Source organism: Planctomycetia bacterium (assembly GCA_016795155.1).
Classification (GTDB): Bacteria; Planctomycetota; Planctomycetia; order Gemmatales; family HRBIN36; genus JAEUIE01.
Genome location: JAEUIE010000052.1, coordinates 25,141 through 44,642, shown reverse-complemented (window position 1 = coordinate 44,642; position 19,502 = coordinate 25,141). Strand labels below are relative to the sequence as shown.

The 19,502-nt window shown below is 51.3% G+C and carries 16 protein-coding genes; 6 read left to right on the top strand and 10 right to left on the bottom strand.

Annotation, left to right across the window (positions count from 1 at the left end; all coding sequences use genetic code 11):
* Positions 1-392: 392 nt before the first annotated feature.
* Positions 393-1,127, bottom strand: a complete 735-nt coding sequence (locus JNJ77_17750; protein ID MBL8824436.1) for a glucosamine-6-phosphate deaminase — start codon at positions 1,125-1,127, stop codon at positions 393-395.
* A 145-nt stretch (positions 1,128-1,272) separates the two neighbouring features.
* Between JNJ77_17750 and JNJ77_17745 the strand changes: the two genes are divergently transcribed.
* Positions 1,273-6,216 (top strand): protein kinase, encoded by a 4,944-nt coding sequence (locus tag JNJ77_17745; protein MBL8824435.1) that lies wholly within the window; start codon positions 1,273-1,275, stop codon positions 6,214-6,216.
* Here JNJ77_17745 and JNJ77_17740 read toward each other — a convergent pair.
* The gene (locus JNJ77_17740; protein ID MBL8824434.1) at positions 6,213-6,698 is read right to left on the bottom strand and encodes a DinB family protein; all 486 of its coding nucleotides are present in this window, start codon (positions 6,696-6,698) and stop codon (positions 6,213-6,215) included. The genes JNJ77_17745 and JNJ77_17740 overlap by 4 nt on opposite strands.
* 288 nt (positions 6,699-6,986) lie before the next feature.
* On the opposite strand from JNJ77_17740, the gene gcvPB reads away from it, so the two are divergent.
* The gene (gcvPB, locus tag JNJ77_17735) at positions 6,987-8,447 is read left to right on the top strand and encodes an aminomethyl-transferring glycine dehydrogenase subunit GcvPB (GenBank protein MBL8824433.1); all 1,461 of its coding nucleotides are present in this window, start codon (positions 6,987-6,989) and stop codon (positions 8,445-8,447) included.
* 63 nt (positions 8,448-8,510) lie between these two features.
* Here the strand turns inward: gcvPB and JNJ77_17730 are convergent, their stop codons facing one another.
* Entirely contained in the window at positions 8,511-9,410 is a 900-nt protein-coding gene (locus JNJ77_17730; GenBank protein ID MBL8824432.1) for an alpha/beta hydrolase, read from the bottom strand.
* Positions 9,411-9,471: 61 nt separating this feature from the next.
* On the opposite strand from JNJ77_17730, the gene JNJ77_17725 reads away from it, so the two are divergent.
* The gene (locus JNJ77_17725; protein ID MBL8824431.1) at positions 9,472-10,377 is read left to right on the top strand and encodes a glycerophosphodiester phosphodiesterase; all 906 of its coding nucleotides are present in this window, start codon (positions 9,472-9,474) and stop codon (positions 10,375-10,377) included.
* Positions 10,378-10,523: 146 nt separating this feature from the next.
* Here JNJ77_17725 and JNJ77_17720 read toward each other — a convergent pair whose 3' ends face one another.
* Complete coding sequence (locus JNJ77_17720) at positions 10,524-10,820, bottom strand: hypothetical protein (protein ID MBL8824430.1); 297 nt, start codon at positions 10,818-10,820, stop codon at positions 10,524-10,526.
* Between the two features lie 255 nt (positions 10,821-11,075).
* Between JNJ77_17720 and JNJ77_17715 the strand changes: the two genes are divergently transcribed.
* Complete coding sequence (locus JNJ77_17715) at positions 11,076-12,524, top strand: adenylosuccinate lyase (protein MBL8824429.1); 1,449 nt, start codon at positions 11,076-11,078, stop codon at positions 12,522-12,524.
* Between the two features lie 126 nt (positions 12,525-12,650).
* Here JNJ77_17715 and JNJ77_17710 read toward each other — a convergent pair whose 3' ends face one another.
* From JNJ77_17710 to JNJ77_17695, 4 genes are all read right to left on the bottom strand, one after another.
* Positions 12,651-13,190 (bottom strand): hypothetical protein, encoded by a 540-nt coding sequence (locus JNJ77_17710; GenBank protein MBL8824428.1) that lies wholly within the window; start codon positions 13,188-13,190, stop codon positions 12,651-12,653.
* 50 nt (positions 13,191-13,240) lie between these two features.
* Positions 13,241-14,005, bottom strand: coding sequence for a hypothetical protein (locus JNJ77_17705; protein ID MBL8824427.1), 765 nt, complete (start codon positions 14,003-14,005; stop codon positions 13,241-13,243).
* Positions 13,992-14,225, bottom strand: a complete 234-nt coding sequence (locus tag JNJ77_17700; GenBank protein ID MBL8824426.1) for a helix-turn-helix transcriptional regulator — start codon at positions 14,223-14,225, stop codon at positions 13,992-13,994. The genes JNJ77_17705 and JNJ77_17700 overlap by 14 nt, the downstream gene beginning before the upstream one ends.
* A gap of 91 nt (positions 14,226-14,316) precedes the next feature.
* On the bottom strand, positions 14,317-14,967 hold the full coding sequence (locus tag JNJ77_17695) for a hypothetical protein (protein MBL8824425.1): 651 nt from the start codon (positions 14,965-14,967) through the stop codon (positions 14,317-14,319).
* Positions 14,968-15,149: 182 nt separating this feature from the next.
* Between JNJ77_17695 and JNJ77_17690 the strand changes: the two genes are divergently transcribed.
* Positions 15,150-16,025 (top strand): DUF2520 domain-containing protein, encoded by an 876-nt coding sequence (locus JNJ77_17690; protein ID MBL8824424.1) that lies wholly within the window; start codon positions 15,150-15,152, stop codon positions 16,023-16,025.
* Here JNJ77_17690 and pyrR read toward each other — a convergent pair.
* Positions 16,022-16,543: a bifunctional pyr operon transcriptional regulator/uracil phosphoribosyltransferase PyrR gene (pyrR, locus tag JNJ77_17685; GenBank protein ID MBL8824423.1), complete on the bottom strand. Its 522-nt coding sequence runs from the start codon at positions 16,541-16,543 to the stop codon at positions 16,022-16,024. The genes JNJ77_17690 and pyrR overlap by 4 nt on opposite strands.
* Positions 16,544-16,571: 28 nt before the next feature.
* The gene (locus tag JNJ77_17680) at positions 16,572-17,513 is read right to left on the bottom strand and encodes an ATP-binding protein (protein MBL8824422.1); all 942 of its coding nucleotides are present in this window, start codon (positions 17,511-17,513) and stop codon (positions 16,572-16,574) included.
* Positions 17,514-17,688: 175 nt separating this feature from the next.
* Between JNJ77_17680 and JNJ77_17675 the strand changes: the two genes are divergently transcribed.
* On the top strand, positions 17,689-19,431 hold the full coding sequence (locus JNJ77_17675) for a serine/threonine protein kinase (protein MBL8824421.1): 1,743 nt from the start codon (positions 17,689-17,691) through the stop codon (positions 19,429-19,431).
* The last annotated feature ends 71 nt before the right edge of the window (positions 19,432-19,502 follow it).

Sequence of the window (19,502 nt, the reverse complement as noted above, 5' to 3'; positions counted from 1 at the left end):
CCCGGCTCACCAAAGCGTTCATTTCAAAAGAAGCAATTTGAACTGGATAGTTCAATCTGTATGTATCACCGACTCAACTGAATTACTCGTTGAAACTTATTAAGGGTCTTGAGCCCTCCAAACCACTCCCTTGCGGTCGTGGCTCAGATACTCAAGACTAAGGTTCAGCTCGTAACCATCAGTTGCCCGATGATCACAGCCTCCCCTTGGCTCCTCTCTCACCAAATTGTCAAAGAACAAAATACCTCCGCAAAAACGGAGGCAAGGTGTATATTATCGAAAAACCACGCTGGTGTCATTGAATAAATTCGGATGCTCGATGTAAGTATTGACAGGTCATGAAGATGGAAAATCCAGATCAGTTACTGCCATTCAGCGTAAAGCACGCAATTTCACAGAAGTGCTGCGCTGTGGGTATCGAGAAAGAGCCTGCAATTCCGATGATTTTGCAGGATCGAGGCGGGGACTGCCGGGGTGACAGGGCCTTTCACTGCATTTTCCACTGCTCGTGCCTTGCGGCTGTCGGGAACGCTGCAGATGATTGCCTTGCTCTTCATGATTTGCTGAATGGACATTGAGATTGCCTGATCGGGAACGTCATTGAAGGTAGCAAACCAGCCTTCGCCCAATTGTTGTTGTCGACATGCTTCATCGAGCTGAACTGGAATGAAAGGCTTTTCCGTTTCGAAGTCGGCAGGTGGATCGTTGAAGGCAAGGTGGCCATTCTCGCCAATCCCAATGAACGCGAGATCGATGGGAAAGTGGGAAATCAACTTACCAAGTCGATGGCATTCCAGTTCAATATTGGCTTCGCCATCAATCCAGTGCGCTGCTTGCAGTGGTACAGGCAACTTGCTGACAAAGCGTTCCCAGAGATATTTGCGGAATGATGCAGGATGGGTTGGAGGCAGGCCCAGATATTCATCGAGATGAAACATCGTAATCCGATGCCAGGCGATATCGGGTTCATTCAAGAGCGCATCAAGCATGGTGAACTGGGAAGCACCGGTGGCGAGAATGATGCGGGCATGGTCACGTTCAGTTAGAACTTTTCGCAGGATGGCGGCACCTTCGTGTGCAGCGTGCTGTCCTAGATCCAATGCTGATTCACAGATGATGGTTTTCATGGATGGATTCTTCAAGAGTTCTGAGCACGCAAACCGTACCACCCGACCTGCATGACTTTATATGGGGACATTCCAGACAATTCCTCTCCACAAACTGGGCAAACTAGGGTACAAGAGGAAAATTAACGCGTAGTGATGCATGTGCATGATGCACAAGCTATACTTTGCTACGTATCGCCCTGATAGTGTGGATGTTATGCCCCGAGCATTTCAACAAGGTGACGAGCCTGTTCGAGGGTACCGCCTGGTCAAGTTTCTTGGCAAAGGCGGGTACGGAGATGTCTGGCAGGCCAGCGGGCCTGGTGGCACTGAAGTCGCATTCAAAATCATCAAGCTCAAAGACAAACCCGGCTTCACCGATCTGCGTTCGGTGGAACTGATCAAGAAAATCCGCCATCCAAATCTGTGCCCGATTCTCGCCATGTGGATTCGGGATGATGAAGGCTACGTCTCGGCGAACGATGCCCGCAAGAAGGAAAGACCTTCAAAGAATCCATTTAGCCCCAGTGATAGTACCCACACGCTGGGTGACTTCTCTCTGGACATCAAATCGGAACAACCCGAAGCCCTTTATGTTGCCATGGGCCTGGGTGAGCGTAGCCTGCTTGACCAATTGAAGGAGTGCCAAGCACAGGGGGAAACGGGCATACCAAGTGTGGAGTTGATCAGCTACTTTGAAGATGCTTCGCGAGCGATTGATCATTTGAATGCTGCTAAACATGATCTGGGCAAAGGTCTCAGGTCGCTTCCGCATTGCGACATCAAGCCCCAGAACATTCTTATCGTCGGAGGTGCGGTACAGGTATGTGACTATGGGCTGTCACATGTACTGGGAGAACTTCGAAACTCTTCGCATCCGGGAGTGTCCATTGGGTTCACATCGCCGGAAATGCTGGAAACCGGCGTGCCCAGTCCTTACAGCGATCAATATTCATTGGCGATTACCTATTATTTCCTGCGCACAGGCACCCTGCCCTTTTCGATGAATGAAACCAATGTCATTCTGACTGAGGCACTCGAAGGCAGGCTGGATCTCTCGCAACTGAGCACGGCAGAACAACAGGTGATTCGCAGGGCAGCCAGTCGAAGACCTGAAGCCCGGTTTGCCAACTGTCAGGATCTGGCACGCGAACTCCGCAGGGCGATCGAACGGGCTGGATCGGTTCAGCAGGATAACCTGGTGATCGAACCCAACCGCGAAATTGTGCCAGGGCACAAGCTGGTATCGCTGCTGGGTCGTGGCGCGTATGGCGAAGTCTGGGAAGCACAGGCGCCAGGCCGTGTTCCCATTGCACTCAAGATCATCAAGGATCTTGATCGTGTTGGCGGCCGAGGCAAACAGGAATATCGCGCACTCGAGATTATTCAGCACATCCATCACAACAGTCTGATGGAACTGCGAGCCTACTGGTTGCTGGATCGGCATGGCCAGCCGATACCGGACGAGTTGCGAGGCCATGCGGGTTCGCCGACGCCAGCCACGCTGGTGATTGCAACCAGATTGGCAGATCGCAACCTGACGCAGGTGATGGAAAAGTACCAGGAAGAAGGCAAGCCTGGCATACCTGCCCAGGAATTGCTGGGTTACATGAAGCAAGTGGCCCAGGCGCTGGATTACCTCAATCAGCCCCGACATAAACTGGGTGATCGACTGGTTTCCATCCAACATCGTGATGTGAAGCCTGACAACATCATGCTGGCCAATGATGTTGTCAAGCTGACCGATTTCGGCCTGGCGAAAGTGCTGGAAACTGAAAACATTGTTGCCGAGATCAAGCAGGATTCTGTCGGGTTCACCTTCCACTATGCTGCGCCAGAAGTGCTTCGAGGCAAAGTCACTCGATGGTCTGATCAGTACTCGATGGCCATCACTTACTATCAGTTGCGAACCGGTCAGTTGCCTTACGGGCCTGATTGCTCAGCGTACGATCAGATGATGAGGCAACTGGAAGGCCAACTCGATCTGGAACGATTGTTGAAAGCTGAGCGCATGGTGATTGCACGAGCCACCAGCGTACTTCCTGAAGAACGGTTTGAATCATGCCAGGCGTTTATCAATGCACTGGTGAAAGCAGTGCCCGCCAATGGCGAATTAATGCACTCAGTAGAAGAGGATGGTTTCGATCTCGATGATGCTCCGCCACCTGCCCCACCAGCGCGAAAGGCTGAACCTGTCCAGAAAGAACCTGCACGGCCTGCTGTGAAAACGCGTGATGAGCATACGACGATGCCAGTCATGCTGCAACCGCATGAAGTGTACCCTGCACCTCTGAAGACGCCTTCCGAAGTGGACGCCAACCTCGATACGCAGCCGGAAATACGTCCTGTAATCCAGGGTGCCACGGAGAAGGAAACCGTACAGACAGTCAATGAGAAGGGTCCACTGCGGAAAATCCTGATTCCACTGGCTGGCGTTTTTGCTGTTGGCATCGGCATGGCATTGCTGGTTAATCAGCTACTGGACAAATCTCCCGAAAGTTCCATTGCTCAGGCTACTCAGCCTGCACTTGCAACCAATGTGATAGACCGCAACAGAACGGGCGAGTTTGTCGGGCCACTGTACGTAGAAGAGAAAATTGAGCCCACTACCAATGTTACGACGAACAAGACTCCTGACATCATTGCAACGAACAATCAACAGCCCGCACCGCCCATAACCAAGCCACCGGAATTGCTTGCCCCGCCTCCGGTCGCAACGAAACCCATTCCGGTTCCAACACCTGTTTTTGTGCTGGGCAAGAATATCCAGGAGCCGGGGTTCCCCAGTTTCCTTCAGGCTCGCTTAGACAGTGTGATAGCCAATGCCAATCAACCGGTTATCTTCAGTAAGAATTACCGCGAACTCGAACAGGTGCCAGCCAGTGCCTATTCAAGCAAGCTGTTTGCATTTCGTGCCGAATGCATGATGGAAGGTGAAAACAAAAATCTGCAGCAGGCCGATCACTGGCTTAAGCAGATGAACACCTTGAATGCACCGACGGCATACACTCATTACGTGCAGGCACGCTTCTGGCAGGAAATGAATGATCCCAAGCGTGCGGTTACTGCATTGGAAGAATCACTGAAACGAGACATCTCGCTCACCGGTTTTCGTCGTGACCGGGCTTTGACCATTTTCGAGAAAGCTGCTGAGCGGGTGAATTACGTCACCGATGTGCAGGCACTGAGTGCGCAAGTAGCGGCTCCAATACCGGCCTGGCTGCCCACCGCAGAACGATTTATTGGTAAAAACACATCACACCTGATGTTAAGCCTGTTGGCTGCAATCCAAAACCCGATTCCCAAGCATCCAGATGAGTTGCAACCTCTGCTCACGTCGCCCTGGCAGGATGAAATACTCAAGATGCCCCAGGGGCCGGTGCTGTTAACCAGCCTCAAGCTGAAACAGGCAGAATCTGCTCAAAGGTCCAAGCTGAATGATCAGGCAATCGATTACTACGCACAGACATGGCAGTTCATTAAAGCTCATCGAACCATGTTTGAAGCCACCAGCCCGCTGACACTGTATGAACGCATTCTCAGGCCTGCACAGCAGTTGGCAGCAACTACCAAGCTGAAGTCCGGGCAGCATGCCCAACTCGCAACGATCTATGCCGCCCAGGGCGAATTGATTTTTGATACGCCCTATGAAAACTGGCCTGAGCTAGGCAATAAGCCGGCGCTGCGTGTTGCTGCTGATGCCTACGGACAAGCCCTCAAACTGTATCCGGGTTCTGGGCGTACCAGGGCTGAGTATCTGACTGGTCAGGGGCAGTGCCTGAACAGACTATGGAGCCTTTCGGCAGCGGATATTGCAGCCATTACCACGAATGCAAATGCAGCAACACAAGCAGACCCCACCTTTGCTGGCGGGTGGAATCTCATGGGCATTGCCAGGTATTACCAACTGGCACAAGGGAACAACGAAACCGAATTGCGGCAAACCCTGAATGACTCCATCGCTGCGTACGACAAGGCCATTCAGATTGCTGAATCCGTGAACCCGCGCGATCGTGTACTTGCCATCTTTCGCAGCAATCGCAGCCTGGCCAAATCGATGCTGGGTGATTACACACCCATTGCGGAAAATCAGCGGCAGCAGATGTACCAGGATGCCATCAACGACGCCCTGCAGGCTACGCAACTGGATAAGAATTACGAAGCTGCATGGGAATCGCTGGGGCAGGCACGTGAACGCCTCGCAATACTATTGGGTGGCGCTGCTGCACAGACTATTTTTGAATCCGCGACCAGTGCATATCGTCAGCAACTCGAAGCACGCCCCTCGATGGCAACCGGGCATGCCTACCTGGGTCGCTGTCTGTTACGCTGGGCATTGAACGATAAAAACGATGCAGCCCGGCTGGAGCAATCCTTCAGGGCGTTGCAAAAGGCAATCAAACTTGACCCTGATCTGGCAGAGGCACAATTCTGGCTCGGTAGATACTACCTGATCAAAAATGATGCGGGGCGCGCAGTGGATGCGTTTTATCAGGCAACGCAACATGCCAGCCTGGGAAGCAACCTCCTTAGCCAGGCTATTTCGTTGCTGCAGGATCAACCGCTCGTTCTGGTGCCATTGCTCAATCGCTATATTCCTGCAGATCGTGCACAATGTAACTTGTCTCACGCATCGCCGTTGATTGTTCGCAGCAATCTGATCCGGCGCAGCATCTCGCAGGCAACTCCGTGGGAAGAAGTGCAGAAGCAACTGCAGAACAGCCGCCTGGATGCGCAAACCGCGCTACGACTTTTACCAGCACAGCAGGTCAAGATGCAGGCTGACGCACTGGAAGCATCTGCCACTGCCAACCTCGTGCTGTTTGCCCGTGCTGGCGCCGACCAGGGCAAGGCCGATTATCGCAAAGCAACGATGAATGACATTCGAGCATTGCTCAAGACCAAACAAGTGACGAATGGCTCGTGGGAACTGGCCAGTTACCAGGCTCGTTTCCTGGATCAGGATGCGATTGATGCAGGGGAAGAGCAAGCCAAAGCCCTGCGTCAGGAAGCCATAGAAGCTCTCGATGTCGCATTGGTACAGGCACCGCAGGACCAGCGCGATCCACTTCGCAGGCTACGCAACGACATTCAGAGCAGGCTGCGTTAAAAGACTGGTGTAAACCCTGCTGATCTTCTGCATGCCGACAACTGGCTGAGATGAAAACTCTCATGGGAAGTCAGCAGGTGCGTGATCAAGTCTCCCGCGGTAGGTAAATATTGTCGTAGTGGTTCAAAAGGATTCACTTTGGTCAACAGGTCGGGACTGGCTCCAGGCACTTCTCTGAAAACAGCTTCTTTACCTATCCCCAGTGCCGCCACCAGTTCCTCTTTTCGTGGATGCTTATCGAGATGCTTTCTGGGATCGGAACCGGGACCAAAGAGTACGTTCCAGCTTTTGGGACAAAGCCTGGGTTTATCCAGCACCATCAATACGAAATCGGATGAAAGGGCCAGGTGTCCTACAATCCATGATGGGGGATTTCCCCCAGGAAACGGCGGCTGGTTGAACTGCTCATCCGGCAAATCAGCCAGAACGATCTTTTCGTAACCGGTAAGAAAACGGTAGATGGTAAGTTCACGTTCGAACATGCTGTTCTCCTGATTCAGGATTCGATTATGCTACGAAGAGCATTCTCAGCAAGGCACATCTTATCAGCGCTGCTTGGCGATCAAAGTAGAAATTGTCTGTAGCCTGCGTTGTGCAAGCCTAACTCACCAGAGTTTCATAGAATTCCGAAGTCATAACCTTCATCCTTAGTCAGCCCGCAAGATGAACCATGCGGTGAACTGGCACGGTTAGCGTGAGTACACGCAAACCGTGGCACCCGACCCGCATGACTTTGATGCGAGAGCACTTTGCACAAGGCCCGAACCAGTATGGATAAGCGACAGTCAACACAGTTACTTTTTGAATTGCACAAAGCTGGCCGTCGCTGTCATCGACTGCCTGAATGCGATGTGCCTGCTTTGAGTGTGGAAAAACTTATTCCCAAGCAGTACCTGGCGGATCGGCCACTGCCTTTGCCTGAAGTTGCAGAGAGCGATGTGCTTCGGCATTACGTCAACCTTTCCACGCAGAACATGTCGGTCGATACGAATTTCTACCCGCTGGGGTCATGTACCATGAAGTACAACCCCAAGCGGCACGAACGGCTCGCAAGCATGTCGGGAATCGTTGATCTGCATCCACTCCAGAGCGATGCCTCTTCGCAAGGCATGCTGGAACTCCTTTACGGTATGCAGCAATGCCTGGGAGAAATTGCAGGCTTGCCCGCGGTATCGCTGCAGCCCTCTGCTGGCGCCCAGGGCGAGTTGGCTGCGTTGCTGGTAGCTGCAGCCTACTTCAAAGACAAGAATGAGAAGCGGCATAAGGTCCTGGTGCCTGATTCAGCACATGGCACTAACCCTGCCAGTGCAGTCATTGCAGGTTTCGAAGTTGTTACAGTCAAAAGTGACGAACATGGCTTGGTAAACTTTGATGATCTCAAGGCCAAGTTGAACAACGATGTTGCTGTGTTCATGATTACCAATCCGAACACCTGCGGATTATTCGAGACCAAGATTCTGGAAATCACCAAAGCTGTTCATGCAGTGGGCGGACTGGTCTATCTCGATGGCGCCAACATGAATGCCATCCTGGGTAGAACCCGGCCAGGCGATTTTGGCGCCGACATGATGCATTACAACGTGCACAAGACCTTCACTGGCCCGCATGGCGCTGGTGGCCCGGGTGCAGGCCCAATTGCGGTGCGTGATTTCCTCGCTCCTTTCCTGCCCACACCCATTGTTGCCAAAAAAGCGGATGGCAGTTTCTATCTCGATGATAAACGACCAAAATCTATCGGCAGAGTGCGCAGCTTTAATGGCAACATTGGCATCCTGGTACGTGGGTACATCTATATCCGCACGCTAGGGCCAGAGGGCCTTAGGGAAATCAGCGAGCAAGCTGTGCTCAATGCCAACTACCTATTGGCTCGACTGAAAGATCATTATGAAGTTCCGCATGGCGACCGGTGTATGCACGAGTTTGTCGCGAGCGCCAGGAAGGATCGCCGCGAACGACGAGTTTCCGCCATGGATATCGCCAAGCGGCTGCTCGATTATGGCTTCCATGCCCCGACGGTGTACTTCCCGCTCATCATCCCGGAAGCGCTCATGATTGAGCCTACAGAAACGGAAAGCAAGGAAACGCTCGATGCATTCGCCGACACGCTGATCAAAATGAAATCCGAAGATCCAGCGCTGCTGCAATCGGCTCCGCAGACACTTACGATCTGCCGGCCGGATGAAGCCAAGGCTGCGAGAGAACCGATACTCAAATGGGTTGGCAGCCTGTAGCAGCCAGATTGCCGTGGCAGAGGCAAACATGTATTCATGCCTGCCCCTGCCACAATTTTTCTGTTATGGAAGCTCATCAAGAAACTGTTTCACTGCCACGAAATAATCTGGTGAGAATTCATTATGCGTTCCACCCTTGATGGTGTGGAACTTTTTGCTTTTACTGGCGGATGCATCAAACAGTTTCTGTCCGTGATGAAAAGGAATGACTTCATCCGCAGTGCCATGTCCAATGAGCAGTGGCTTGTTGAGCTTTTCCAGTTTGCTGCGGTTGTCGTAGCGATGACCCATGAGCCAGCGGACCGGGAAGATGGGCATCAGTTCCTGTCCCAGGTCGCGAATCGTGGTAAATGGGCTTAACAATACCAGAGCTTGGTGATCGTGATGCGAAGCTAGTTCACACGCCATGGCACAACCTAAAGATTGCCCCATCAATATCAGTTGAGTTGCAGGCACTTTCTTTTCCTGCAATAGCCACGTGTATGCTGCTTCGGCACTGGCATAACAGGCTGCTTCGCCGGGTTTGCCGGTGCTGTATCCAAATCCGGGATAGTCATAGATGAGCACATTGCAGGGAAATGCCTTGCGCAGCTCAGGAATGATCCAGGCATGGTTGCTCAGATTGCCTGCATTGCCGTGACTGAAGAGGATGGTGAACTTTGCATTCGCCTGTTCACACCACCAGGCATGAATCTCATCACCTGTGGAGCTTTTCAGTTTTACTTCCTGATGATTTACACCAGGTGGCGGCAACCAGTATTCTCTGGGCGACAAAGGATGATAGACCAGTTTGCTTTCGAAACCCAGGAGCAATGCCAGTATCCCCAGATAAACAGTGAGCAAGATGAAGATTCCTTGAACTACCCTGCGGCGGGCCTGCGTCTCCCCTAATCGTTTAATATCCTGACGATAGATGTACCAGCGAAGTACAGCCAGTATTAGAAAAACAATCCACCAGATCATGCAGACATTAGAGCATGGCAATTTCACACATACAACTGCATTTCCTGTTTGAGGAATCATCATGCACTTCATCATCATGACAAGTGTTATCATGGCTCATCACATGCATGAACCTTCACTCAAGATGTACCCCAAGACTCCCATCAACATTGCCCATCGTGGCGCTTCTGCCTATGCCCCGGAGCATACTCTGGCGGCATATCGGCTGGCACTCGAAATGAAAGCCGACTTTGTTGAACCCGATCTGCAGATCACCAAAGATGGCGTGCTCATCTGCATGCATGATGAAACGCTGGACCGAACAACCAATGTGAAGACCGTGTTTCCGGACCGCAGCAGAAATGTGAAAGGCAAAGAGCGTTGGCTGGTTGCTGATTTTACTCTTGCAGAAATCAAATCGCTGGATGCAGGCAGTTGGTTTAATGCGAAATTCGCAGGAGAAAAAGTGCCGACTTTTCAGGAAATGCTCGACCTGGTGCGGGGCAAAGCAGGCATCATTCCTGAAACCAAGTCGCCGGAGAGTTATGAATCACAAGGCATATCGATGGAGAAGCTGGTTATGGAGTTTCTCAAGACCAACAAGCTTGATCAACCTGGTGCAGATCCTGCAACACCAGTGGTCATTCAGTCCTTCAGCCAGGCGAGCTTGAAGAAGTTGCGTGCCGAGTATAGCTGCAAGCTGCCATTACTGCTTCTGTACGAGCGAGCTACTCGAGATACCTTCTCGCCGGAAAATCTGCGTGAATTGAAGAATCTGGTGGAAGGTGTGGGGCCATCCAAGCTGCTGGTTGATCAGTTTCCAAACCTGATCAAGGACAGTCACGAAGTTGGGCTTTCGGTAACCATTTATACTTGCAGATCCAAACAGACTGGGAAATTTGCAGATGTGAAAGCGGAAATGAAGTACTATCTGAAACTGGGCGTTGATGCCATCTTTACTGACAATCCAGATCAATTCCCACGCTAATAAACTATCATTGCCGAGGTGCTGAGGACACGGAACACGTCTTGTGTTCCGGGCTCTCTGCTCCTCGGCAAACGTATTTTGAAAGCAAAACTAACGCTAATCATTGCAGTCCTCACTCAGAGAGTGAGGACTACACTCCAATACGCTTAGAACTGATCGAGGAAGAAGTGGTTGCCTCGGTAGTAGCGTTTTTGTTCAAACAGTGGGTAGTGGAAGTTCTGATCGAGGTAAGGAGGATAGGCCATCCAGTTGGGGGCTGGCTGGAAATGGCCGCGTGGCTGAGGCCAGCGCTGATAATTCGGATAGTAGCTGTGTGGGTAGTAGTAGTAGGGGTAGTGATACATGCGGTTGATATCATCAGCCTTGGCGGTATCAGCCCCACCGAAGAACATCCCCAGGCCCAATATGCCGGCCAGAAGCAGCGTCATGCCGCGAGCGAACATGTTTCATCCTCCATGAAGTACAGCGCATCCACGCACAACCTTGTCGTGGCTCGCTCAGCCTTACCACCATTGATTCGGCAAAAATAAACCTGCGAAACGCAGTAGTCGAACGAGTTTGATCAAGTTCTTTGCAGATTTCCTGCAGGTTATTCGCCTCTTATCGAACGAGACTGTTTTGGTTAATGTGCCGGACAGACTTCCGCCAAACCCATAAATCAGCAATAGAAACATCATTTTCACTCAAGAATCGCCTCTATGCCTTCCACAACCTCCTGGGAAAACCCGTTTCTCACCCGGTATTGCAGTGAAGAGATGCTCGCTCTCTGGAGTTCCCAGCGTCGCATCGGCTTGTGGAGGCGGTTGTGGTTGGCGCTCGCCGAAGCACAGGCCGAACTGGGGCTGCCTGCCGACGATGGTTCACTTCGCATTGCCCCTAGTCAAATTCTGGAAATGAAAAGCCATCTGGATGACATCGATTTTGAAAAGGCTGCCCGCTACGAAAAGCAGTTTCGACATGATGTGATGGCTCATGTGCACACCTATGGCGACTGCTGCCCGACGGCTCGTGGCATCATTCACCTCGGTGCCACCAGTTGCTACGTCACCGATAATGGCGACTTGCTGCTAATGAAAGAAGGGTTGCAACTTATCAGGTCGCAGATCGTTGCAGCCCTGAGAGCGTTGTCCGCCTTTGCTGACAAATGGAAAGCGTTGCCAACGCTGGGCTACACCCATTTTCAACCAGCGCAACTGACCACGGTTGGCAAGCGGGCAACATTGTGGATGCACGACCTCATACTCGATCTGGAAGAGATCGAACATCGCCTGGCGACACTGCGATTCCGCGGCGCCAAGGGGACGACAGGTACACAAGCCAGCTTCTTAACATTGTTCCAGGGCGATCATGAAAAAGTCCGTCAACTGGACCGCCTGGTGGCCAGCAAGATGGGCTTTGAACACGTTCATGAAGTAACCGGGCAAACGTACACTCGCAAAATTGACAGCCAGATTGTGCAAACGCTTTCAGGCATTGCTGAATCGACCCATAAAATCGGCAACGATCTCCGACTGCTGCAGCATCACCATGAGCTGGAAGAGCCTTTTGAAACGGATCAAATCGGGTCGTCTGCCATGGCTTACAAGCGCAACCCCATGCGGGCAGAAAGAATGTGTGGGCTGGCCCGCTTTGTCATCAGCCTGACTAACAATACTTCACAAACCACGGCGACGCAGTGGCTTGAGCGTACCCTGGATGACAGTGTAAACCGCAGATTGACGTTACCCCAGGCATTCCTCGGCGTCGATGCGATTTTGCGGTTGCTGCTTAACATCTCGCGAGGCCTGCAGGTTTATCCGGACGTGATACAGCTGAACGTCATGCAACAACTGCCCTTCATGGCAACGGAAGAAATCATGATGAAAGCAACGCAGGCTGGAGGCGATCGACAGGTGATTCATGAAGCGATTCGCCAGCACAGCCATGCCGCGATGGACTCGGTGAAATCCGGCGGGAGAAATGATCTGCTTGAGCGATTGGCAGCTGACAGCCATTTCTCGCAACTGAACATTCAGGAGTTGATACAGGCTGAACGATTCACCGGCAGATCGAAGGAACAGGTAGAAGAATATCTGAAAGAAATGGTAAATCCTGTACTTAATCGACACGCCTTAGATTCGGAAATGTCCTCGGATATTCATGTTTAACCAGGGTGAGTCGTCATTTGCCTGGGTTGCGACTTTCAAACTGAGAGAGGATGTACCACTCACCTAAGGATGATCGTTACGTATGGTTTGCTGAGCATTAGCAAACCATAGATGCTAACATGGTGTTTAATGATCTTTACTGTTCTCGATGGGTGCCTTCTTCCGAAGATCATTGATCATCTTCAACGTGGTTTCGTCCGGGTTAAATAACATGACCAGTTGATCAGTTACATCGACAAACTCCGTGTCCTTTTCCTGGTAGGTAAGATTCCAGCGCGACACAATCACTTGAACGTTAGTCGCTTTGGCGATGGCGGGCAGATGCTCTTTTACCTTTTTCAGGATCGTATCAACTGAACCAGTTCCAAAACCCTGTTGATGTGCCAGATCATTCAGTGCTTTGCCACGTTTCTCGTACTCTTTGGCCAGTTTATTATCACCAGATGCCTTGGCTTTTTTGTGTTCAGCGTGCAACTGCTTCATGATCGTGTTGAAATCAGAAGAACGATAGTAGGCAACCGCGATGGCTCGTGAATCAAATACTCCCACACGAACTTTCTTATCTTCTGGTGTCAAGAGGGGCATATGGGCTGATGTGCCGAAACTAGTGAACAGGCATATCAGCAATGCAAAAGCACAGGCTCGCAGAACGGAAGCAGAGGACATGTCTTCCCTCCTTTCAAGAGAGTACTGATTTCATCGAAACCAGCAGGGTATCAGGATTCGTGGTCTGTCGATGAGGAAGAAGAATCATCCTCTTCCACCGAGGTTTGATGGTGTTTTCGCATTGCCAACAGGGCAATACCACTGGCAAGAATCGGGCCGATCAAGAGTACCAGGGTCACAGCCTGGTTGATGATGGCTAAATGGTCACTCCGGAAGAAACCAAGGAAATAGGTTAGAAAACCAGCTACGATGAGAAGAAGCAGGCCAGCCAGGCGTGGCCAGCGATGTGCCATCCAGGCAAGGCCGAAGAACGGGATTATCAGGAGTGTATGCATGAACAGTGAAGTCCAGCCCGTCCATTCATTGCCGGTGTTGGCAGCGATGACAAATGCAAGCCAGGCACAGCCAAAGATAACGAGCAGACGAACAGCAGCTTTCCTCGCTCCCCAGAAACTGATCAAAGAGCTGAGAAACCAGGTGAACCAGAGTGTGACAAGAAAGAGTGTTGCCAGTTCCTCTGGCTGCTGAATGTGTCTTTCAGCTGATCGAAAATAGGCGACGAGGACAAAGGCCAGGAGCCCCAGTGTAAGGTAGGCATGATAGCCTGCACGGTAGTTGGCATGAAGTTGAAATTCGTCTTTATCAGTCAACCAGCCCAGTTCTCGAAGGATGCCCGGCCCCACTGCACCGGCGGCACTCAGCAAGAGGAACCACCAGGAAAGGTTGGATAGGAGCAGTCCGGCTATCACGAACAGAATAGCAATAATGGTGATTCGTTTTTCACACCAGAACTCGAGTGGCTTAAGTTTGTTCATGGTTTTGCACCTTCGTGAGCAGGAACAAATCTTCCACGCGAACCCCCAGCACATGGGCAAGTTGGAGAGCCAGCGCCACCGAGGGAGTGTAATTTCCCTTCTCAATCGAAAGGATCGTTTGACGCGTAACTCCGATTCGTTCAGCAAGTTCTTCCTGGGTGATGTCAGCCAGCCGCCGATACTTTCGTAGCAGGCTGACTATCTCATACTGTGGTTTCATGAAATCATAGTACGCTTAACATTACATTATGTCAAGTTTATTTTACATTTTGTATGTTATTATTTACTCACACATTCCGTGAATACGTGAACTAACGTGTTGGGATCGAGACCTCATTGCCGTTGAACCAGGCTACACGAGTACCAACTAGTTTGTAGGTTCCATCTGATTGCTGTTGATATTTAAGCTCAATGGTGCCCGTAAAGAATCCTTCTTCACTGCCGTATCGACCATTGGCGGATAAGTTGCCTTCCACAGTCAGTTTCGGTGATCCTTCCGGCTCCTTTACCTTGGCAGACGAAATGGAACAGGATCGTGATTCGCTTGGCAGCAGAGATGTTTTCACGCGGTTCATCATGCCGGCTTTGTTGAGGTTGTGCCATTTGTAATCGCTGGCCAAGTGCTTTTCGATTGTAGCATAATCAGCCTTCGAAACTGCCTGGGTTAATTCATTCGATATGCGGATCACCTGCTCGCTGGCAGATTCCTGCATGTTGTCGGCCAAGTAGACTCCAGCCATTAATGCAGCGATGACGAGCAGACCAAAGAGATGCACCGTTCTGCGGTTGTTGATAAAGAGTCCCAGAGGCACGAGGGCAATCACAGCCAGAGTGAAATAGGCCCACCAGGGTCGAACTGCCAGAGTTCCAGGAAGCACCAAACCGTAAATCAACCCTATCAGGAGCAGTATGCAATAGCGTCCACCCGGGTGAACCAGTATTGCTTCTTTGAGTGTTGCCATGCTCGCAGGCCCTCATTTCACAGCGTAAATCATGCTGAAGTTGAAATCCATTGTAGCAATGGGAGGGATGAGGGGTGAGGGTGCTGGGGACAGAAGTAAGACGAAGATCATGCAGCACAACAGGTTAGAAAAATGATTCTAAAGAATGCTGGCATCTGAAGCATTTGCTTTGTAACTTAAAAATGATGCAGACTCTTACATTCCTGGGATGCGGCAAAGTTGGACGTGCGTTGGGACGACGATGGGCACAAGCCAAAGTCTTCTCGATCGGTCAGGTATTGACACGTCATCTTGAAAGTGCCCAGGAAGCCGTGTCATTTTTAGGGTCAGGCATTCCTATTTGTGAATTCAGTTCCATCGAGCCTGCCGATGCGTTTTTTCTCGCAGTACCTGATGATGCACTGTCAGGTGTTGCACGAGAACTGGCACAAACCGGAATGATCATGGAAGGGGCCATTTGCTGGCATGCCAGCGGGGCCATTCCTTCGAGCGTGCTGAAACCCTTGCAGGAAGCTGGTGCTGAAGTTGCCAGCTTTCATGCAGCCAAGAGTTTTGCTGATCCAGCACTTGCAGCAGAGACCTTTGCCGGTACACCTTGCGTCATCGAAGGCGGAACGGAAGCCTGCTTGCTGTTATCCGAAGCGTGTCGTGCCATTGGTGGCATACCGATTGAGGTCAAGATGAGCAACCGCGACAAGGCGGTGTATCATGCTGGAACAACACTTGCCAGCAACTGCCTGGTAGCGTTGACCGAAGTGGCAGTGCAATGTATTGAGCAGGCGGGCTTTCAACGTGAACAAGCGATGCAACTGCTCGGACCTCTGATGACTGGAAGCATTCAGAACGTCATCAAACTGGGGACGGTGCAAGCACTCACCGGCCCGATCAGCCGCGGTGAAGTTGGAACGGTGGCACGACACCTGGCTGCACTGGAAGGAAACAAGCCAGTCGTGGTGCACGCTTACCGACTGCTGGGACAGTTGATTGTTGATCTGGCACGCAAACAGGAAAATGCCAACCAGGATACGCTCAACACGATTCACGAATTGCTTCGCTAAAGCAGAACCACTTCATCAATACCATCTGTTTCCTGTAGCCGGACGTTGATGCGATCACCTGGTGCAGTGTCGAGAGTCAACGCTGCATAATCGGCTTGAATGGGAAACTCGCGGTGACCACGATCAATAAGAGTCACCAGTCTGACTAATGCCGGCCTGCCCAGATCTGCCAAAGCGGTTAAAGCAGCCATCACGGTTCGGCCAGTGAAAAGCACATCATCCACAAGGATGACGCGAGTATCCTCGAGTGAGAATGGTATGTCGGTGCCCTTCACCACGGGCCAACGTCGGCGTTGATGCAGATCATCCCGGTAAAGGGTGATATCGAGCGAACCAACGGGTATTTTCTGTGCGGAAGTTGCTTGCAATAACCCAGCCAGGCGATGAGCCAGGGGTACGCCCCGTGAGCGAATACCGACCAGAACGGTTTGTGCCTCTGGCGTCATCTCGTGTGCAAGCTGTTGTGCAAGATTGACCAACGCCTGCTGCAATTTTTCCGTATCGAGAAGCAGTTGCATATGGCTATCCTGCGATAATGAATATCAACTACTTGCCGTTTTGACGTCGTTTGATCATCGTGATGGTATTTCCCTGCTCATTATGATGCACTTCATCCATGAAGGTGCGAATCAGTAGCAGACCACGACCGCTGGCCAGTTCAATATTATCTGGATCGGTTGGATCTGGCAGAGCGCCGGGATCAAATCCAGGCCCTTCATCGCTGATGACAAAATGCGCCTCCGTGGTGGTCAGCCTGGCGTGTACTGTAATCTTTCGATCTTTGTACGGAGACAACTTGCGGCGTTTTTCAATCTCTTCACGATAAGGTTCATCGCCACGTTCCGGATCGTTTCGAAGCTTGGAACTGACTTCCAGGTTGCCATGGTAAATGGCATTGAGCAGTGCTTCTTCCATTGCCATGTTGACGCGAATGCTTTCTGCCTGATCACAGATACCCATGCCCAGTAAAGATTCCTGGAACAACCCGATCAGTGCAGGTACCAGCGAAGTATCGTTACCCAGTGAAAAGTGATGTTCCTGTTTCACGGTGTAGGAAAGAAGACGATTGCGGCACTTGCGCACCTCAGAAGCGAGCAAAACACTTTCTGCTACTTCAACCAGACCGGTATCAATCAATTTCCAGGGTACATAGTTTACTGCACCATGCCGCAAAGCCTGAAAGACGGGTTCATCGTCTCTTCGGGTCAGCAGAACTACTGGCACCAGAGGATGCTTTCGACGCAAGGTATCTACAAAGTCAATGCCGTGCTTGACGAGATCCTGCATATCGACCAGCATCAGCGCCGGCGGGTTCTTGGAAATTTCTGCCAGAGCTTGTTTTTCGGAAGTGACAAAACGAACGGCCCAGTCATCATGGCAACAAAGTGCATCGCACACCTGCTGTTGCTCATCAGGTTCAACGGCAAAGACCAAAACCGAATGGCGATCCATTTCTGGGATAGTCTGGTTTTCGGAGAAAACCGCCACTAGAAACTCCGGCTAATAGAGGGGTTACCTACGCAATTATATACAAACCCAGCTTAATGCGAGGCTCAATTGTGATGGGACGAAGAATTACCTGTTGCGAAACCCTTGTACTCTGACGGGGTATATGGCATGTTAGGGATGTGGGGGATATTGCCATGCGTACGATGAGAACTCTATGAAGCCTGCAGTCCCGGTTTCCAGCGAAGACTCTACAACACCGCCCCCCACGGCTGTTACTGTAAATCAACCATCTGGCAATGCCAACCATATTGCCGGTTCGAGCCATTCCATCGAGACTTACCTGCCGGGCCAGCAGTTTGGAGACTTTCGCCTGGTGCGCTGTTTGGGCCAGGGAGGCATGGGGCAGGTTTTCCTTGCAGACCAACTCTCCCTGCAGCGTCGCGTGGCAATCAAATTCCTTCGTCGTGATCATGCCGAGAACGAGACTTTTCTGAAACGCTTTGAAGCAGAAGCGAAGGCTATCGCGCAGCTAACTCATCCCAACATTGTGCAAGTCTATTCGGTAGGAAGTGAACAAGGCACCCGCTACATGGCCCTGGAATATGTAGAAGGGACCAACCTTAAAGATTACCTGAATCGAAAGGGGCCTCCGGAAATTACCATTGCCCTGGCAATCATGAGGCAGATCACCTCTGCTTTGGTGAAAGCTGCGGAGTTGGGGATTATCCATCGCGACATCAAGCCGGAAAATATTCTGATTACCCGCAAGGTGGAAGTGAAGGTTGCGGATTTTGGTCTTTCCCGCATGGTGGGCGATGAGGTACATCTGACCCAGTCGGGCACCACCATGGGTACACCGCTGTACATGAGCCCGGAACAAATTCTTGGCAAACCCGTTGATACGCGAACCGACCTCTATTCATTGGGGACAACCTGCTATCATCTGCTGACCGGGCAACCGCCTTTCCTTGCAGAATCTGCGATGGCAGTGGGTGTCAGGCATCTGACGGATGCCGCGCAACCAATACAGGAACTTCGGCCTGATCTTCCTGCTGAATTGTGCAGCCTGGTGCATCGCCTGCTCGCCAAGCAACCGGAAGATCGCCCGCAAAGTGCACGTGAAGTATTGCGTGAGTTACGACGCATTCAGGACAAGCTGGCTGGCAACACTGCTGCGGAGTCGGATACTTACCAGGCTGAAGTAGAAACACTACCTGACCCTGCCGCAGTATCCGCCTTCACGGGGTCTTCCAGCAGCAGACTTGCCTCTGTTAACAGAGGCAAATTACGCTGGCTTATGCCTGTCGTTGGTGGCTCGGTCATGCTGGCGATCATTGGCGGTGCGATCATCGGTTTTGTGCTGCGATCAGATAATGCCGTTGCAACCAAGGCTTCCACTGCTGCTTCGACTGCAGTGAGCGATCCCAAGAAAATTCTGAATGCATCACTGCTGGAACTTGAGCAGAAGCTGTTGAAACGTGTTGAGGAAACAAAATATCAGCGTAATCCAGATAATCCGCTGGAATTTCCGCTCGAAAAGATGCAGCAGGGTCTGCGTGTTCGAGCAGAACTGATGAAGTTTTATGTTCTGAACCTTGATGATACACACGATCGAGCCCGTCAATTTGCAGACAAAGAAGCTCGTGCTGTACAGGCGCCTGAACCGTATCGAGCCATCGGGTACATAGGTATGGCAGTGCTACTGGCTACCGAAGGCAAGACCAAAGCATCCAACGATGCACTGGAACAGGCACTGACGCAACGTAATAGTGCAAACCCTAAACGAATTCTCCAGAACCAGATGTTGAGAAATCGCGACATCGCTGAACTAATACAGATGACGCTCAAGATGAATGAAGCAGCTATGCCACTGCCAGCATCACTGGCCGCGCTGAAGGAAGAAATGGCACGATTTGAACGCAATAATCAACCAGACAAGCTAAAGACCAACAAATAAATCGTTGTGCAGCCTCTTCACTACCTGCTAACATGCTGATAGAGGAAAGCGTAATTAATAAACCCCTCTCC

Excerpts from the sequence above, each read along its gene's own strand:
- JNJ77_17750 (MBL8824436.1), bottom strand. The coding sequence starts at position 1,127 with ATGAAAACCATCATCTGTGAATCAGCATTGGATCTAGGACAGCACGCT.
- JNJ77_17745 (MBL8824435.1), top strand. The coding sequence starts at position 1,273 with ATGATGCACAAGCTATACTTTGCTACGTATCGCCCTGATAGTGTGGAT.
- JNJ77_17740 (MBL8824434.1), bottom strand. The coding sequence starts at position 6,698 with ATGTTCGAACGTGAACTTACCATCTACCGTTTTCTTACCGGTTACGAA.
- gcvPB (MBL8824433.1), top strand. The coding sequence starts at position 6,987 with ATGGATAAGCGACAGTCAACACAGTTACTTTTTGAATTGCACAAAGCT.
- JNJ77_17730 (MBL8824432.1), bottom strand. The coding sequence starts at position 9,410 with ATGATCTGGTGGATTGTTTTTCTAATACTGGCTGTACTTCGCTGGTAC.
- JNJ77_17725 (MBL8824431.1), top strand. The coding sequence starts at position 9,472 with ATGCACTTCATCATCATGACAAGTGTTATCATGGCTCATCACATGCAT.
- JNJ77_17720 (MBL8824430.1), bottom strand. The coding sequence starts at position 10,820 with ATGTTCGCTCGCGGCATGACGCTGCTTCTGGCCGGCATATTGGGCCTG.
- JNJ77_17715 (MBL8824429.1), top strand. The coding sequence starts at position 11,076 with ATGCCTTCCACAACCTCCTGGGAAAACCCGTTTCTCACCCGGTATTGC.
- JNJ77_17710 (MBL8824428.1), bottom strand. The coding sequence starts at position 13,190 with ATGTCCTCTGCTTCCGTTCTGCGAGCCTGTGCTTTTGCATTGCTGATA.
- JNJ77_17705 (MBL8824427.1), bottom strand. The coding sequence starts at position 14,005 with ATGAACAAACTTAAGCCACTCGAGTTCTGGTGTGAAAAACGAATCACC.
- JNJ77_17700 (MBL8824426.1), bottom strand. The coding sequence starts at position 14,225 with ATGAAACCACAGTATGAGATAGTCAGCCTGCTACGAAAGTATCGGCGG.
- JNJ77_17695 (MBL8824425.1), bottom strand. The coding sequence starts at position 14,967 with ATGGCAACACTCAAAGAAGCAATACTGGTTCACCCGGGTGGACGCTAT.
- JNJ77_17690 (MBL8824424.1), top strand. The coding sequence starts at position 15,150 with ATGATGCAGACTCTTACATTCCTGGGATGCGGCAAAGTTGGACGTGCG.
- pyrR (MBL8824423.1), bottom strand. The coding sequence starts at position 16,543 with ATGCAACTGCTTCTCGATACGGAAAAATTGCAGCAGGCGTTGGTCAAT.
- JNJ77_17675 (MBL8824421.1), top strand. The coding sequence starts at position 17,689 with ATGAAGCCTGCAGTCCCGGTTTCCAGCGAAGACTCTACAACACCGCCC.